Annotated in this window: 10 protein-coding genes; 4 read left to right on the top strand and 6 right to left on the bottom strand. The window is 67.5% G+C overall.

Annotated features, from left to right (window positions below; genetic code table 11):
• The first annotated feature begins 83 nt into the window (after positions 1 to 83).
• Positions 84 to 1,397: an Nramp family divalent metal transporter gene (locus tag WS78_RS24870; RefSeq protein WP_197419462.1), complete on the top strand. Its 1,314-nt coding sequence runs from the start codon at positions 84 to 86 to the stop codon at positions 1,395 to 1,397.
• Positions 1,398 to 1,687: 290 nt separating this feature from the next.
• On the top strand, positions 1,688 to 2,335 hold the full coding sequence (locus tag WS78_RS24865) for a hypothetical protein (RefSeq protein ID WP_059582438.1): 648 nt from the start codon (positions 1,688 to 1,690) through the stop codon (positions 2,333 to 2,335).
• A gap of 75 nt (positions 2,336 to 2,410) precedes the next feature.
• Here WS78_RS24865 and WS78_RS24860 read toward each other — a convergent pair whose 3' ends face one another.
• Positions 2,411 to 3,319 (bottom strand): bestrophin family protein, encoded by a 909-nt coding sequence (locus WS78_RS24860; RefSeq protein WP_059582434.1) that lies wholly within the window; start codon positions 3,317 to 3,319, stop codon positions 2,411 to 2,413.
• A gap of 12 nt (positions 3,320 to 3,331) precedes the next feature.
• Entirely contained in the window at positions 3,332 to 5,656 is a 2,325-nt protein-coding gene (locus WS78_RS24855) for an FdhF/YdeP family oxidoreductase (protein WP_059582429.1), read from the bottom strand.
• 177 nt (positions 5,657 to 5,833) lie between these two features.
• On the opposite strand from WS78_RS24855, the gene WS78_RS24850 reads away from it, so the two are divergent.
• Both WS78_RS24850 and WS78_RS24845 read left to right on the top strand, forming a co-directional pair.
• Positions 5,834 to 7,252, top strand: a complete 1,419-nt coding sequence (locus WS78_RS24850) for an aminotransferase-like domain-containing protein (RefSeq protein WP_038746896.1) — start codon at positions 5,834 to 5,836, stop codon at positions 7,250 to 7,252.
• Positions 7,253 to 7,266: 14 nt separating this feature from the next.
• On the top strand, positions 7,267 to 7,698 hold the full coding sequence (locus WS78_RS24845; protein ID WP_226377306.1) for a DNA-binding protein: 432 nt from the start codon (positions 7,267 to 7,269) through the stop codon (positions 7,696 to 7,698).
• Between the two features lie 219 nt (positions 7,699 to 7,917).
• Here WS78_RS24845 and WS78_RS24840 read toward each other — a convergent pair whose 3' ends face one another.
• The 4 genes from WS78_RS24840 to WS78_RS37265 form a co-directional block, all read right to left on the bottom strand.
• On the bottom strand, positions 7,918 to 8,661 hold the full coding sequence (locus WS78_RS24840; protein ID WP_059582426.1) for a transporter: 744 nt from the start codon (positions 8,659 to 8,661) through the stop codon (positions 7,918 to 7,920).
• A gap of 71 nt (positions 8,662 to 8,732) precedes the next feature.
• On the bottom strand, positions 8,733 to 11,519 hold the full coding sequence (mgtA, locus tag WS78_RS24835) for a magnesium-translocating P-type ATPase (protein WP_059582421.1): 2,787 nt from the start codon (positions 11,517 to 11,519) through the stop codon (positions 8,733 to 8,735).
• 767 nt (positions 11,520 to 12,286) lie between these two features.
• A complete protein-coding gene (locus tag WS78_RS24830; protein ID WP_081989496.1) occupies positions 12,287 to 13,894 on the bottom strand; it encodes a S8 family peptidase in 1,608 nt (535 codons plus the stop codon).
• A gap of 1,340 nt (positions 13,895 to 15,234) precedes the next feature.
• On the bottom strand, positions 15,235 to 15,591 hold the full coding sequence (locus WS78_RS37265) for a hypothetical protein (RefSeq protein WP_059582417.1): 357 nt from the start codon (positions 15,589 to 15,591) through the stop codon (positions 15,235 to 15,237).
• Positions 15,592 to 15,603: the final 12 nt, after the last annotated feature.

Here is a 15,603-nt window from a genome sequence, read left to right as displayed (position 1 = left end):
GGCCCGCCGCGCCGCGCATTCCGAACGCTTCCAAGCGCTTCGGAATGCTTCAGAACGCTTCAGAACTCGAACGGACAAACACCATGCTTTTCTCCACCACGATGAGCAAATCCGCAGGCGAATTCGCGCTGGCCGGCGAGGCGAGCTCGCGCACCGTCCGCGCGGCGCGCGACGCGCTCGAAGGGCGCCGCAAGGGCGTCGCGGCCGCGCTGCCGTTCGTCGGCCCGGCCGTGATCGCGTCGATTGGCTATATGGACCCCGGCAACTTCGCGACGAACATCCAGGCGGGCGCCGCATACGGCTACGAACTGCTGTGGGTCGTGCTGGCCGCGAACGTGATCGCGATGCTGTTCCAGGCGATGTCGGCGAAGCTCGGCATCGTGACGGGCCACAACCTCGCCGAGCTGTGCCGCGAGCAGTTTCCGCAGCCCGTCGTCTGGGGCATGTGGGCGGCGTCGGAAATCGCCGCGATGGCGACCGACCTCGCCGAATTCCTCGGCGGCGCGCTCGCGTTCGGCCTGCTGTTCCATCTGCCGCTCGTCGTCGGCATGGGCGCGACGGCCGTGCTGACCTGCGCGATCCTCACGCTCGAGAAGCGCGGCTTCAGGCCGCTCGAGGCCGCGATCGCGGCGCTGGTCGGCGTGATCGGCGCGAGCTATCTCGGCGAGCTGCTGATCGCGCCGCAGGACTGGCACGCGGCCGCCTACCATCTCGTCACGCCGCAATTGCGGGACGGCGCGGCGCTCACGCTCGCGGTCGGCATCATCGGCGCGACGATCATGCCGCACACGCTCTATCTGCACTCGAGCCTCACGCAGCGGCGCACGACGCCGCGCGACGATCGCGAGCGCCGGCTGCTGCTGCGTTTCTCGAACCGCGAGGTGGCGCTCGCGCTCGGCGCGGCCGGCTTCGTGAACATCGCGATGGTGATGATGGCGTCGTCGGCGTTCCACGAGACGATGCCGGGCATGGCCGATATCGGCGACGCGTATCACACGCTGATTCCGCTGCTCGGGCCGGCGGCGGGCGCGCTCTTTCTCGTCGCGCTCTTCGCGTCCGGCGTGTCGAGCTCGGTCGTCGGCACGCTCGCGGGGCAGGTCGTGATGCAGGGCTTCCTGCGACGCCAGGTGCCGATCTGGGTGCGGCGCGTCGTGACGATCGCGCCCGCGTTCGCGATCGTCGCGCTCGGTTGCGACGTCACGCGCGCGATGGTGATGAGCCAGGTCGTGCTGAGCCTCGTGCTGCCGCTGCCGATGGTCGCGCTGCTGCTGCTGTCGAGCCGGCGCGCGGTGCTCGGCGACTACGCGCTGCGCATGCCGATGCGGGTCGCGGCGAGCGTGGCGGCCGCGACGATCGTCGCGCTGAACGTGTATCTGATCTGGGCGGCGTGCCATTGACGCGGCATCGCGTGTCGATCGGGGCAATCGGCGCGGGCGCGATGTCCGATGTCGGCTCCCGATTGCTTCTCGCAGTAGTCCCAATGATCAAAGCATCGTTATCGATGAATTCTTGTTTATCGACTAATCATGGATAAAACGCGTCGTATGCGCGATCGACTCTGATTCTATGGCATCATCGATCGCCGATGTCCGATCGACGCCGAATCGATGAAATCGGCCGAAAAGCGGCCGAAACTGCGGCCTCGGCGATGCATCGATTTCACTCTATTTATTTATAAGATGGCCCAATGACAAAATTCAAAAAGCGGATTCTGCTATGCGCATTATTCGGCGTGCTGAGTTCCGTGGTCGCACAGGCGGCGCCGATCGGCGGTGAAGCGGACGAATACTCGCCCGCGACCGTATGGACGCCCCCGAAGGGAGGCGATTTCTCGGGCTGGCGAACCTGCAACGGCAATCAGGCCTGCCTGATCGACTATCTGAAGAAATCGGGCGCGAGCCGGCAGGCGATCGCATTTCTCGAGGCCGACAACGACGGCGGATATCTGAGTTCGTTCAAGGAAATGGGGCGTGTCGATTTGGGCGTGGTCACCTATCCGGGGCGGGCGAACACGAACGAAGCGTACGTGCTGCTGAACGGCGTGCCGCCGCTCGTCACGACCGAGTTGATCGACTCGGTCGATATCAGTCGTGCGCGGGGCTACAGCGCACTCAAGAAGAAGTATCGCGCGCTCGAGATGCGGGGCGCCGGCGCGCGCTTCGTCTCGGCGGCCGATACGCGCGGGCACGGGCAGCGTTTCGTGTTCGCCTACGAGCTCGTGGACGGCTGTCACGCGTGCGGCACCCAGCATGTCGCCCATGTCGCGTTCGATTTCGATCGGGCAGGCCGGTTCAAGGGCACGAAGCTGATCAAGCTGACTCGCGACGCTCGTTGAGCAACGCGCGAGCGTCGCCGTGATCGGCAGGCGCCGATTCGATCGGCACCGCGTCCGGGCGGCGCATCGCCGCCGTCACGTCAGCCGGTGGCTCCCCCCGGCGCGCATTTCGTCCGGCAGCGGCAGGCCGGCCAATTCGAGCAGCGAGCGCTCGATCTGCCGCGTCAGCGCATCGAGCGCGAGATGGTTCGGCCCGTCGCCGAACGGATCGGCGATCTCGCCTGCGATCGCGTCGAGCGCGATCAGCGTATACGACACGAAAACCGAGACGAACGGCGTCGCGATGCCGATCGAATCGACGAGCCCGAACGGCAGCATCACGCAGTACGCGTAGACGGTCCGGTGCAGCAGCACGTGATACGGAAACGGGATCGGCGTGGACGCGATTCGCTCGCAGCCCGCGAGTTTCGCGCCGAGCTCGTTGAGTTGCGCGTCGAGCATCCACAGCTGCGTGTCGGTCAGCGCGCCGCGACGATGCCGGTCGGCGAGCCGGCCGCGCAGCGCGTGCAGGATCGCGTTCGGGCGGAACTGCGCGGCGAGCGTCGGCGCGATCCAGTCGGCGGGCAGGCGGCGGCGCAGGTCGTCCGCCGGATCGGTGCCGCGCAACTGATGCTTGAGCGCGTGCACGAAGCCCGCGGCGGCGCGCGCGAACGCGGCGCCGTCGGCCGTCGCGTCGTAGCCGATCGCCTGCGACGTCAGCGCGCGCGCCGCCGTCAGCACGCCGCCCCACAGCTTGCGCGCCTCCCAGTAGCGGTCGTAGCTCGCGTTGTTGCGGAACGCGGCGAAGATCGCGAGCGCGAGGCCGGCGAGCGTGAACGGCGTCGGATTGAGCGGCACCTTCTCGCCGAGAATGCGCCCGTCCGTCAGCAGCGCGACGACGCTCACGGCGCTCATCAGCGCGAGCTGCGGCAGTATCGATGGGAGCACCGAACCGTTCCAGACGAACAGCATCCGGAACCAGTGCTCGCGCGGCCTGACGATCATGCGGAGCCCGCGTTACGCCGCCCGCGGCGCGTCGGCCGTGCACCGGTGCATCAGCACCGGAATCGACTTCGACGTCGGCGTGTTGCAGACGTCCCCGACGCTGTCGAGCGGCACGAGCGGATTCGTCTCCGGGTAGTACGCGCCGAGACAGCCGCGCGGAATGTCGTACGCGACGAGCAGGAAGCCTTCGACGCGCCGCTCGATGCCGTCGTCCCACACCGTCTCGAGATCGACGCGCTCGCCCGCCTCGAAGCCGAGCATCGCGAGATCGTCGGGGTTCGCGAACACCACGCGCCGCTGCCCGAACACGCCGCGATAGCGGTCGTCGAGCGCGTAGATCGTCGTGTTGTACTGATCGTGCGAGCGCGTCGTCATCAGCGTCATCAGCCGCTTGCCGTGGCGCGCGCGGGCGCGCTGGATCGGCGTGTCGGCGGGCAGCGCGTGGGCGATGAAGTTCGCGCGGCCGCTCGGCGTGAGCCATTCGCGCTCGCGCGACGCGATCCGCAGATGGAAGCCGCCTGGCCGCGCGATCCGCGCGTTGTAGCCGTCGAAGCCTTCGATGCTCGCCTCGATCGCGTCGCGGATCTTCGCGTAGTCGTTCATGTAGCCGAGCCAGTCGATCTTGTCGCCGCCGAAGAGCGCGTGCCCGAGCCGCGCGACGATCGCGATCTCCGACAGCAGGTTCGGCGACGCCGGTTGATTCATCCCGTACGACACGTGGACCATGGACATCGAATCCTCGACGCTCACGCCCTGCGCGACGCCGTTCTGCCGATCGATCTCGGTGCGGCCGAGCGTCGGCAGGATCAGCGCTTCGCGGCCGTGCACGAGGTGACTGCGGTTGAGTTTCGTCGTGACGTGGACGGTCAGGCCGCAATTGCGCAGGCCTTGCCAGGTGCGCGGCGTGTCGGGCGTGGCCATCGCGAAATTGCCGCCGAGGCCGATGAACACGTTGACGCGGCCGTCGAGCATCGCCTCGATCGTCTCGACGACGTCGTAGCCGTGGCCGCGCGGCGGCGCGAAATCGAACGTGCGGCCGAGCCGGTCGAGAAACGCGTCGGACGGCTTCTCCTCGATGCCGACCGTGCGGTTGCCCTGCACGTTCGAGTGCCCGCGCACGGGGCAAAGGCCCGCGCCCGGACGGCCGATGTTGCCGCGCATCAGCATCAGGTTCGACAGCATGTGCACGGTCGCGACCGAGTGCTTGTGCTGCGTGATGCCCATGCCCCACGTCGCGATCACGCGCTCGCCGCGCACGTAGATTTGCGCGAGCGCGTCGATCTGCTCGCGCGGCACGCCGCTTTGCGCGACGAGCGCGGCCCAGTTTTCCGCGCGCAGATCGGCCGCGAACGCGTCGAAGCCCGCCGTGTGCGCGGCGATGAACGCGACGTCGAGCACGCGCGCGTCGCCGTGCTCGCGGGCCGCGTCGTCGAGCTCGAGCACGCGCTTGGCGACGCCCTTGAGCAGCGCGAAGTCGCCGCCGACCTGCGGCTGCACGAACGTCGACGCGATCGGCGTGCTCGACAGCGTCAGCATCTCGGCCGGATGCTGCGGGCTCGCGAAGCGCTCGAGCCCGCGCTCCTTCAGCGGGTTGACCGATACGATCGTCGCGCCGCGCTTCGCGCACGCGCGCAGCTCGCCCATCATCCGAGGGTGGTTCGTCGCCGGATTCTGGCCGAAGATCAGCAGCGTGTCGGCCAGCTCGAAATCGTCGAGCGTGACGGTGCCCTTGCCGACGCCGACCGTGGCCGGCAGCCCGCGGCTCGTCGCCTCGTGGCACATGTTCGAGCAGTCGGGGAAGTTGTTCGTGCCGTAGTAGCGCACGAGCAGCTGGTACAGGAACGCGGCCTCGTTGCTCGCGCGTCCCGACGTGTAGAACGCCGCGCGGTTCGGATCGTCGAGCGCGCGCAGGCGTTTCGCGATCAGCTCGAACGCGGCGTCCCATGCGATCGGCACGTAGCGGTCGCTGGCGGCGTCGTATACCATCGGATCGGTGAGGCGGCCGTGCTGCTCGAGTTCGTAATCGGATTGATCGAGGAGCGACGTGACCGTGTGCTCGGCGAAGAACGCGGGCGTCACGCGCTTCGCGGTCGCCTCCGCGGCCACCGCCTTCACGCCGTTCTCGCAGAACTCGAACGTCGACGCATGCTCGCGGTCGGGCCATGCGCAGCCGGGGCAGTCGAAGCCGTCCGGCTGGTTCTGACGCAGCAGCGCGCGGTAGTTGCCGCCCGGCACCTTTTCCTTGAACAGGTTGATCGCGACGTACTTGAGCGCGCCCCAGCCGCCCGCCGGGTGGGCGTACGGCGCGATGCGCGCGTCTGGTTCCTTGATTTTCATGTCTTCGAGAGTCCGAGCGCCGGTTGGGGACGGCGACGGAACGAAGCGTACGCGCACGGCGGCGCGGCCCGGGAGCACACCTCCCCGGAAAGAAAAAGAATACAGTTCGCAATTCTGGTGCGTTGCGTCAATAAACTGTACTCTTTCATATCGACAAATGAATGAACGGGGCGAGCGGTGAAGCGCTACGAACAACTGGCGGACGACATCGACGCGATGATCCGGCGCGGCGTCTACCGGCCGGGCGAGCGGATTGCGTCGGTGCGGCAGGCGAGCCGCCAGCACCGGCTGAGCGTCACGACCGTCGTGCGCGCGTATCTGGTGCTCGAGAGCCGCGGCGCGATCGAAAGCCGGCCGCAGTCCGGCTACTTCGTGCGTGCGCGGCAGGAGGCGCCGGAGCTGGAGCTGCATGCGTCGGCGCCCGTCGCGGTGCCGTCGGCCGTCGACGTGAGCCGGCTCGTGCTGTCGACGTTGCGCTCGATCGCGCGCGACGACGCGGTGCCGCTCGGCTCGCCGTACCCGGACGCGACGCCGTTTCCCGCGCAGCGCATCGCGCGGCACGCGCACGCGATCGCGCGGCGGCGTACGCGCTGGGGCGTGATCGACGATTTGCCGCCCGGCAATCCGGAGCTGATCCGGCAGATCGCGCGCCGCTACCTGGAAGGCGGCGTCGCGGTCGATCCGGACGAGATCGTCGTGACGATCGGCGCGACCGAGGCGATCAATCTGTGCCTGCAGGCGGTCGCGAAGCCGGGCGACACGATCGCGGTCGAATCGCCGACGTTCTACGCGATGCTGCACGCGATCGAGCGGCTCGGGATGCGCGCGATCGAGGTCGCGACGCATCCGGGCGAGGGCATCGACCTCGACGCGCTCGCGCGGATTCTCGCGCGCGAGCGCGTCGCCGCGTGCATGGTGATGCCGAATTTCCAGAATCCGCTCGGCTTCCTGATGCCGGACGAGCGCAAGCGCGCGCTCGTCGAGCTGCTCGCGCGGCACGACGTGCCGGCGATCGAGAACGATGTCTATCACGAGCTGTATTACGGCGCCGCGCGGCCGAGCACGCTGAAGGCGTTCGATTCGCGCGGGCTCGTGCTGCATTGCGCGTCGTTCTCGAAGAGCCTGTCGCCTGCGTACCGGATCGGCTGGGCGATGCCGGGGCGCTACCGCGATCGCGTCGAGAAGCTCAAGTTCCTGAACACGCTCGCGACGCCCGCGATCGACCAGCTCGCGATCGCCGAATATCTGAAGCACGATGGCTACGACCATCATCTGCGGCGGATTCGCAAGCTCTATGCGCAGCAGGCGAGCATGATGGCGGCGATGGTGCGGCGCTTCTTTCCGGACGGCACGCGGCTGTCGCAGCCGCGCGGCGGCTACGTGCTGTGGGTCGAGCTGCCGCACGACGTCGATGCGATGGAGCTGTACCGGCTCGCGCTCGCGCAGAAGATCACGCTCGGGCCGGGGCACATGTTCTCGACGACGCTCGCGTACCGGCATTGCATCCGGTTGAACTACAGCTATCCGTGGTCGCCGCAGATCGAGGCGGCCGTGAAGACGCTCGGCAGGCTGGCCGCGGTGTGTGCGAAGCGATGACGGCCGAGGCGGCGATGACGGATGCGATGGGCGACGAACGCGACGTGCGCGGTGAACGCGGTGAACTCGTTGAATGCGTTGAATGCGTTGAATGCGGTGAATACGGCGAGAGCGGTAAGCGGGGCGAACGTCCGGCAGGCGATGAACGCTCGACGTCGCCGAACGGCGACGACGGCCTCGATCCGGCGATCGTCGCGGTGCTGCTGCAATTGCGCGAAGCGGCCGACGACGCGCGCGGCGCGCCGTGGTCGCTCGCGAAGCTCGGCAAGCGCGCACGCGTGCCGATGAGCGTGCTGCGACGCACGTTGACGCAGCTCGACGCGTCAGGCCTCACCGAGACGACAATGCGCGACGACGGCACGGGGCGCGCGGCGCTGACCGCGCAGGGGCGCGAGTTGTGCGATGCGCTTTTCGGCGGCGGCACGGCGGCGCGCGGCGACGGCTGACGCGGCTGTGGGTGGCTCGCATGAGCGAAGGAGGGCGCGCGGCCGTCACGAAGCGCCGACGCACGCGCGATGCGGTTCGCGCGATGAAACGAGACCGGCGAAGCAGGGCCGGCGATATAAGGCCAGTGATACAAGGCCAGTGATACAAGCCCGGCGATACAAAAGAGAGCGGGGCGGCCGACAGCCCGCCCCGCCGTCACGCTGCCGCGGCTACGCGGCTCACCACCGCACGGTGATCCCCGCCATCAACGAATGATCGTAGATCTGATCGTTGAGCCCGCGCCGATAGCCGACGTCGAGATCGAGCCAGTCGCGCGGCGTGTAGATCGCGCCCGCGATCACGTACGCCGGATTCGCGCTGGCGCCGCGTTCGGAATTGCGCGAGATGCCGATGTCGATGCCGAGCCGCAGCTTGTCCGTCGCGCGATAGATGATCGCGCCGGACGCCTGCCAGATCGACGTGAGGTTGTCCTGCCGATTCGACTGGTACATGAGGCCCGCGTTGGCGAGCAACTGCACGCGCGCGATGTCGTACTGCGCGAGCAGCGTCGCGCCGGCGTTGACGCGGCCGTTGCCGAGTCCGCGCGCGTCGTGGCCGGCCGGCATCGTGAAGCGAGGTTTCACCGCGATGCTGAACGGCCCATGTTCGAGCACGCGCCACTTCGCGCCGATCTCGACGTCGCCGAAGCCGGAGCCCTGCTCGTCGGAGCGCGTCTGCACGTGCGTGTACGGCGCCTGCACGTACAGGTCGACGCGCTCGCCGAAGCCGCGCGTGAGCGTCGTGTTCCATAGCTGCTGGCGGCCGATGTCGGGCTGCTTCGACGTGCGCTCGACGTTCAGTTCGTACTGCCAGTTGCCGTCGCCCTGCGTGTTCGTGTCGTCGGACGTGAACGGGTGGTCGGCGTGCGCGCCGGCGGGCGTGAAGAGGGCGCCCGCGGCCGCGAGCGGAAGTATTCTTTTCATATCGTCACCTTCGATGAAACGAGCGGCCGGCGCGCGCGGCGCGCGGCCGGATGCAGCGTGGAGGCGTCGCGTCAGAACCACTGCTTGTAGCGACGGACGTAGAGCGTCTTCACGATCTGCGCGAGCGCGATGTAACCGGCCATCGTCGCGACGAGCCACAGCCAGTAGTCGCCGGGCAGGCGGATGAAGCCAAGCGCTTGCCCGAACGACGAGAACGGCAGCCAGCAGCCGATCGCGATCGCGGTCGTCGTCGACAGCAGCACGGGCAGCGATGCGGTGCTCTGCAGGAAAGGAATCTTCTGCGTGCGCAGCAGATGGACGACGAGCGTTTGCGACACGAGGCTCTCGACGAACCAGCCGGAGTTCATCACGAGCTGGCCGGCGGCGCCGCCTTGCGCGTGGTAGAGCGCGCCCGCGCCGAACACGGTCCACATCAGCACGTACGTCGTGATGTCGAACACGGAGGACGTCGGTCCGACCCACAGCATGAAGCGGCCGATGTTCTTCGCTTCCCACTTGCGCGGCTTCTTCAGGAACTCGGGGTCCATCTTGTCCCACGGCAGCAGCATCTGCGACGTGTCGTAGATGAGGTTCAGCACGAGCATCTGCACGGCGAGCATCGGCTCCCACGGCAGGAACGCGCTCGCGACGAGCACCGAGAACACGTTGCCGAAGTTCGAGCTCGCGGTCATGTTCAGGTACTTGAGGATGTTGCCGAACGTCTCGCGGCCCTTGATCACGCCTTCCTCGAGCACCATCAGGCTCTTCTCGAGCAGGATGATGTCGGCGGTTTCCTTCGCGATGTCCGCGCCGCTGTCAACCGAGATGCCGACGTCGGCGTCGCGCAGCGCGGGCGCGTCGTTGATCCCGTCGCCGAGGAAGCCGACCGTGTGGCCGTTCGCCTGCAGCGCCTTCACGATGCGCGCCTTCTGCAGCGGCGTGAGCTTCGCGAACACTGTCGTGCGCTCGACCGCCTTTTCGAGCGCCGCGTCGTCGAGCGCCTCGATTTCGGCGCCGACGAGCGGCTTGCCGGGCTCGAGGCCGACTTGCCGGCACACGTTCAGCGTGACGGTCGGGTTGTCGCCCGTCAGCACCTTCACGGCGACGCCGTTCTCGCGCAGCGCGGCGAGCGCAGGCGCCGCCGATTCCTTCGGCGGATCGAGGAAGGTCAGGAAGCCGCGCACGACGAGGTCGCGCTCGTCGGCCGTCCGGTATTGCTCGCGTTCGTCGCCGCGCGCAATCGCGCGGGTCGCGACGATCAGCACGCGGAACCCGTCTTCGTTGTACGCGCTCGCCTGCGCGAGCAGCCGCTTGCGTTCGACGAAATCGAGCGGGCGCACGCCTTGGTCGTCCTGAACATGCGTCGACACCGCGAGCATTTCCTCGACCGCGCCCTTGCAGACGAGCAGGTGCGTGCCGCGCGGATCTTCGACGACGACGGACAGGCGCCGCCGCACGAAATCGAACGGCAGCTCGTCGATCTTGCGATAGCCCTGCGGCTTGATCCAGTCGCCGAGCTGGTTCGCGCGATTGACGATCGCGATGTCGATCAGGTTCTTCTGGCCGCTCTGATGGAAGCTGTTCAGCCAGCCGAGACGCAGCACGTCCTCGTTCTTGCGGCCGGATGCGTCGAGGTGATGCTCGAGGATGATCTTGTCCTGCGTGAGCGTGCCCGTCTTGTCCGTGCAGAGCACGTCCATCGCGCCGAAGTTCTGGACGGAGTTCAGCCGCTTGACGACGACCTTGCGCCGCGCCATCGCGACCGCGCCGCGCGCGAGGTTCGCGCTCACGATCATCGGCAGCATCTCGGGCGTCAAGCCCACCGCGACGGCGAGCGCGAACGTGAGCGCGCTCAGCCAGTCGCCTTTCGTGAAGCCGTTGATCATGAAGACGACAGGCACCATCACGAGCATGAAGCGGATCAGCAGCCAGCTGACGCTGGATACGCCGCGATCGAAGCTCGTCTCGATCCGCTTGTGGCTGACGACGTTCTTCGCGAGCGCGCCGAAATACGTATCGGCGCCCGTCGCGACGACGACCGCGGTCGCGGTGCCGCTCACGACGTTGGTGCCCATGAAGCACACGTTCGCGAGATCGAGCAGCGAGCCGTCGTGTGCGGCGTGCTCGGCGCGGGACGCGCCGCCGCCGGGGCCGCTCGCCGGTTCGGCGGATTTCTGCGCGACGGCGCCGAGGGTGTCGTATTTCTCGACGGGCAGCGATTCGCCCGTCAGCACGGCCTGGCTGATGAAGAGGTCGCGAGACGAGATGAGCCGCACGTCGGCGGGGATCATGTCGCCGGCGGAAAGATGCACGATGTCGCCGACGACGACGTCGCGCATCGGCACGTCGTGCTTGATCGGCCCATTCGCATCGTCGGTGCGGCGCTGCACGGTCGCGGTGGTGCGGACCATCGCCTTCAGTTTTTCGGCCGCGCGCAGCGAGCGGAATTCCTGCACGAAGCGCAGCAGCACGCTGATCGTGATCATCGACAGCAGGATCGTGATCTTGACGTAGTCGCGATCGTCCGGCTCGGCGAAGTAGACGTCGGTGAGGAAGCTGATCGCGGCGAGCACGAGCAGCACGTAGACGAACGGATTGTTGAACGAGCTCAACAGCTGCCGGGTCCAGTGCGGCGGCTTGTCGTGTGCGATTTCGTTCGGGCCGTCGCACAGCAGGCGGTCCTTCGCATCGGCGGTCGTGAGGCCGCGCTCGCTCGTGCGCAGATTGGCGAGCGTGTCGGCGAGCGGTCGAGCGGATTCGTATTCGATGCGCATTGGGCGGCGATCGTCGCCGTCGCCCCGCGCGCCGTAATGGAGGAATCCGCGTTGCTTGTTTTTTGAAGGAGTGCGTCGTGTCATCGGTCGCTCCGTGTGCCGCGCGCGGCGGGCGGGGAGCGCCGGCGTCATCGAGGGCCGAGCGTCTCCCGCCGCCTCGCGTCGCGCGCGTTCGGCTGAGTGAGTGGGAAATCGGGATCGCTCGCCGGCGCAGCCGACGCGACGCGCGCGTCGCGCGGCATGACGCCGGCGAGCGGTAATCGGCTACTGTCGTCTGCTTCCATCTGGACTCCTGTCGATCGTGGGCCGGACGCGAGGCGGCGTCCGGGAGGAGGACTGCGCACGGCGGGCGCATGCGAAATCGGCGCGCACACGCACGCGGCGGCGGCGCGCGAGCGCATGCGCCCGCGTGCACGGCGCAGGCCGTACATCGTGCGAACGAGCGTGCACGACGCGCGCATGGCGGCGCATGCGTCGTTCGTTCGGAAAATTCGTGGCGGGAAGATCGGGCCGAGACGGCCGGAAAGACGCCGCATCCTGCTGGCCGGGATGCGGCAGAAGCGTTGGGGGCTCTGCGCGAATGCCTCAGTCAGCAGTCAAGCCGGTGCAGGACCGACTACAACTCGCATCGGTGTTCACGGAACACTCCAAGTATCAAGACGGGGGCGATGGTAAAGGGTCGGCGTACGAAGCGTCAAGCTTTTTACAGCGCGCTTACGCGACTTGCGCGCATATTCGCGGGCGGTGCGATGTGCGATTCGTGCCGGGCGACGGCGGCCATGCGTGGCCGCAAGCGCGAGCGGCCGCCCGTTCGGGCGGCCGCCGCATGCGCGCGTGAGTGCGGCGCTCGCCTATTTCGTTGCGGACGCAACCACTACGCCCGCATCGGCGATGCCCGCGCCCGGCGCGCGCGCGAGGCAGGATGTCGTCGATGGCGACGGCCGTGCGGTGCCTGCGAGCTTCTGGGCGATCTGGGCGGGCGTCAGGTTCGGATTCGCCGACAGCATCAGCGATGCGATGCCTGCGATCTGCGGCGCGGCGAGGCTCGTGCCGCTGTGCGTGCCGTACGCGTCGGTGGTCGGAACCGTCGTGCCCGCATTGGTCGTCGACAGGATGTTCGAGCCCGGCGCGCTCAGCGTGATGTCCGTGCCGAAGTTGCTGTACCACGCGCGCTGGCCCGTGCTGTCGGTCGCGCCGACCGCGATCACGCCCTGGCAGTTCGCCGGGCGATCGAGCGTCGTCGCTTGGCCGTCGTTGCCGGCCGAGACGACGACGCTCACGCCTTTCGCGATCACGTCGTTGATCGCTTGCTGGAACGTGTCGCCGCACGTGCCGGTGCCGCCGAGGCTCAGGTTGATCACCTTCGCGGGCGTCAGGTTCGTCGGCGCGCCGGCGACGGGCAGGCCCGCCGCCCAGCGCATCGCGTCGGCGATGTCGCTCGTCGCGCCGCCGCACTTGCCGAGCACGCGCACGGGCAGGATCTTGCCGTACCAGTTGACGCCCGCGATGCCGATGCCGTTGTTCGCGGCGGCGCCGATGATGCCGGCGACCTGCGTGCCGTGCCAACTGCTGTTCGACGGCCCGCTCGCGCATTGATAGAACGGGCTCGACGGATCGGTCAGCTCCTGCTGCGTGACCCAGTCGCCCGGATCGGTCGCGTCCGGGCCGCGGCCGTGGCCGTTGTTGCCGGTGTTGATGTCGGTGATGAAGTCATAGCCGGGCAGCAGGTTCGCGATGAGGTCCGGATGCGGGCGATAGCCGGTGTCGAGCACCGCGGTGACGATGCCCGGCGAGCCGGTCGTCACGTTCCATGCGTTCGGCAGATCGATGCCGGCCGTCGGATCGAAGTAGTTCCATTGCTGCGCGTAGTCCGGATCGTTCGCCACCGTGCGGGCGAACACACGCCGGTCGGGTTCCGCGTACGCAACGTCGGGGTCGGCCGCGAACGTTTGCGCGAGTGCGCTGGCCGTATCCGCGTTCATCTTTTGTCCGAGTGCGAGCAGCGTGGCGCCGCCCGACATCGTCCGCTCGACCTGCACGGCGCTCGTCGGCGCGACGTTTTGCGCATAGGCGCGAGCGGCGCCGCTCTTCGTGTTCCATTGCGACATCACGCGCTGGATCACCGCATCCAGTCGCGTCGCGCCGTTCGTCGCGGCCATGATGCGCGCGCCCGATCCCGCCGTCGCCGCCGCGTCCTGCAGCTTGACGATCAGGTGGTCGACGGGCGCGTCCTGCGAAACGGCGCTGGAGGCGAGCTGCGCGCTTGCGGCTGTCGATGCGGCTTGCGTGACGGGGCAAGCGGCTGTCGATGTCGACGAAGTCGCGGATTGCGACGAACCCGATGAGGGGGCAGGTGTCGGCGCCGGAGCCGGCGTCGGCTGTGCGGCTGCCGAAGGGGTGCTGCTTCCGCCCCCGCCGCCTCCGCCGCCGCAACCGGCGAGCGGAACGAGGAAGGACATGGAGAGAATGCCGGCCACTGCGCGGGCCTGGCCAAACCGCGTCTTGTCAGGATTGCTACGTTTGTTGTACATGGTGCCTCTCCACCCGTGGGTTCGAAACCGCATGCGCGGTCAACGCGGTCAAGGCCATGGCGCGGGAGGTCGCTGAGCATCCTCGTCCTCGTTGCATCCCCGTACATCGCCAGGTCTTGTCCTGAATCCGTCGGGCTCGTGCGCGCCCGATCGGAGTTACTGGTGTGAGTAACGGCTGCGTTTAACAATTCTTGATAGTCTTTCGGAAAATATAGTCGCTTGCCGCACAAAATCACGAGCATTTTTGGTGTACGAAGCGGCCTGGTTCGAGATTATTTTTTGAGATAAGCGGGGGAAACGGAGAACGACCGTATAAAACGGCCAATCGGATGCGCGCTCGGCGCATATTCGGCATGCGGGCGCGTCATCGAGCGGAAAGGCGAGGCCGCCGCGCGTCGGGGCTCGAAGTTTTTGATCGCATTACGATCGCATTTCTTCCGGCTTTTCCCCGCGAAAAGCATGTGCGTTCGTTTCAAACGGATTGCCGCCGCATGCGCGTGCCGGCTCGGCCGCGGGCGCATTCGGTGGATGCGCGCGAACTTGCTGGAGCGCGCGGGAATATCGACGGGGCGGGCGTTGCGCGACTCGACGCTCGCGAAGCGCCGATGCCGTTTCTGATTCCGACGAACCGTGGAGGGGCGTCGGCTATTCGCGCGACGTCGCGACGAAGATAGCAGGCGAATTCGAGCGGCCGATGAAACGCACCGGGCTCGTCGTCAACGCAATTTCGTTCTCGTCGCGGAACCGCATTTCGCTCGTGCGGAACCACACGAGCGACCGTTGGAGCCGCAGCAATGACGAATACGCATGAGCGGCAGAAGCGGGCGGCGCGGCCGAGCGAAATGTTTCCTCCCGGCGGGCATTCGCTTTCGCACGCGCAGGGATTCGGGCATCGAGGATTTCAGCGATCTCGCGGCAAGACCTTCGCGACGGCGGCGGGCACGTGCGGCGCGCGTGCGTTGCGCAAGTCGAGCGAAGGCAAACGTATGAGTATGACGATCGTCGGCGTGGGGGGGGCGCGCCGAACCGTCCAGGAGCGGGGCGATCGAGCGCGAGCGTTCGCGATGGCCGGGCGCCGTCGTGCGGCGCGTTCGTGAATGAAAAGCGTTTCTTCGGCGTATGGATGGCCGCACGTGCGCCGCGTATCCACGATAACGATGCGGGCACGATATGTCGGAACGTTTCCGCGTGCAAAACGTTCCTCGATTCGGCAATCACGCGGCGGCGGGCATAGGGGGAGCGGAAAAGCGCCGTGGCAAACACCTCATTCAGACGATTCCGCCAAGCTGGCCGAATTCGTGAACTGAACCATTCGTTGTCGGCGCTGAAATGCGCGCGCTCTTCAGGAGTCCGGGCAATCGTACGAATGACTGGCATCGGCGCGCGCGGAGGCGGTCGGTGCGATGCGCCGGCGCGTCGAACCGACCGCGCGGCCGATCGAGCGTCAACGGAACAGCCGCGCCGCGCCGCGGCGCGGCTTCCGCCATCGATTCCGGCAGCCTCCGAACGCCGTTTGCGCCGCGCCGTTCGTTCAAGTCATCGGCGCGCGCCTCCGTGATCGCGCCACGCCTTATTGCTGCGTACTCCAGATAGTCCGCAGGCCGCAACGCCGCATTGAGAAACAATTTTTTGCGAAA

The sequence above is a fragment of the Burkholderia savannae genome, from assembly GCF_001524445.2.
GTDB classification, from domain to species: Bacteria; Pseudomonadota; Gammaproteobacteria; order Burkholderiales; family Burkholderiaceae; genus Burkholderia; species Burkholderia savannae.
Note: the sequence above shows the minus strand (reverse complement) of the source record. Positions and strands in the feature narration are given on the sequence as shown.

Excerpts from the sequence above, each read along its gene's own strand:
- WS78_RS24855 (WP_059582429.1), bottom strand. The coding sequence starts at position 5,656 with ATGAAAATCAAGGAACCAGACGCGCGCATCGCGCCGTACGCCCACCCG.
- WS78_RS24830 (WP_081989496.1), bottom strand. The coding sequence starts at position 13,894 with ATGTCCTTCCTCGTTCCGCTCGCCGGTTGCGGCGGCGGAGGCGGCGGG.
- WS78_RS24865 (WP_059582438.1), top strand. The coding sequence starts at position 1,688 with ATGACAAAATTCAAAAAGCGGATTCTGCTATGCGCATTATTCGGCGTG.
- WS78_RS24840 (WP_059582426.1), bottom strand. The coding sequence starts at position 8,661 with ATGAAAAGAATACTTCCGCTCGCGGCCGCGGGCGCCCTCTTCACGCCC.
- WS78_RS24845 (WP_226377306.1), top strand. The coding sequence starts at position 7,267 with ATGACGGATGCGATGGGCGACGAACGCGACGTGCGCGGTGAACGCGGT.
- WS78_RS24860 (WP_059582434.1), bottom strand. The coding sequence starts at position 3,319 with ATGATCGTCAGGCCGCGCGAGCACTGGTTCCGGATGCTGTTCGTCTGG.
- WS78_RS24870 (WP_197419462.1), top strand. The coding sequence starts at position 84 with ATGCTTTTCTCCACCACGATGAGCAAATCCGCAGGCGAATTCGCGCTG.
- mgtA (WP_059582421.1), bottom strand. The coding sequence starts at position 11,519 with ATGACACGACGCACTCCTTCAAAAAACAAGCAACGCGGATTCCTCCAT.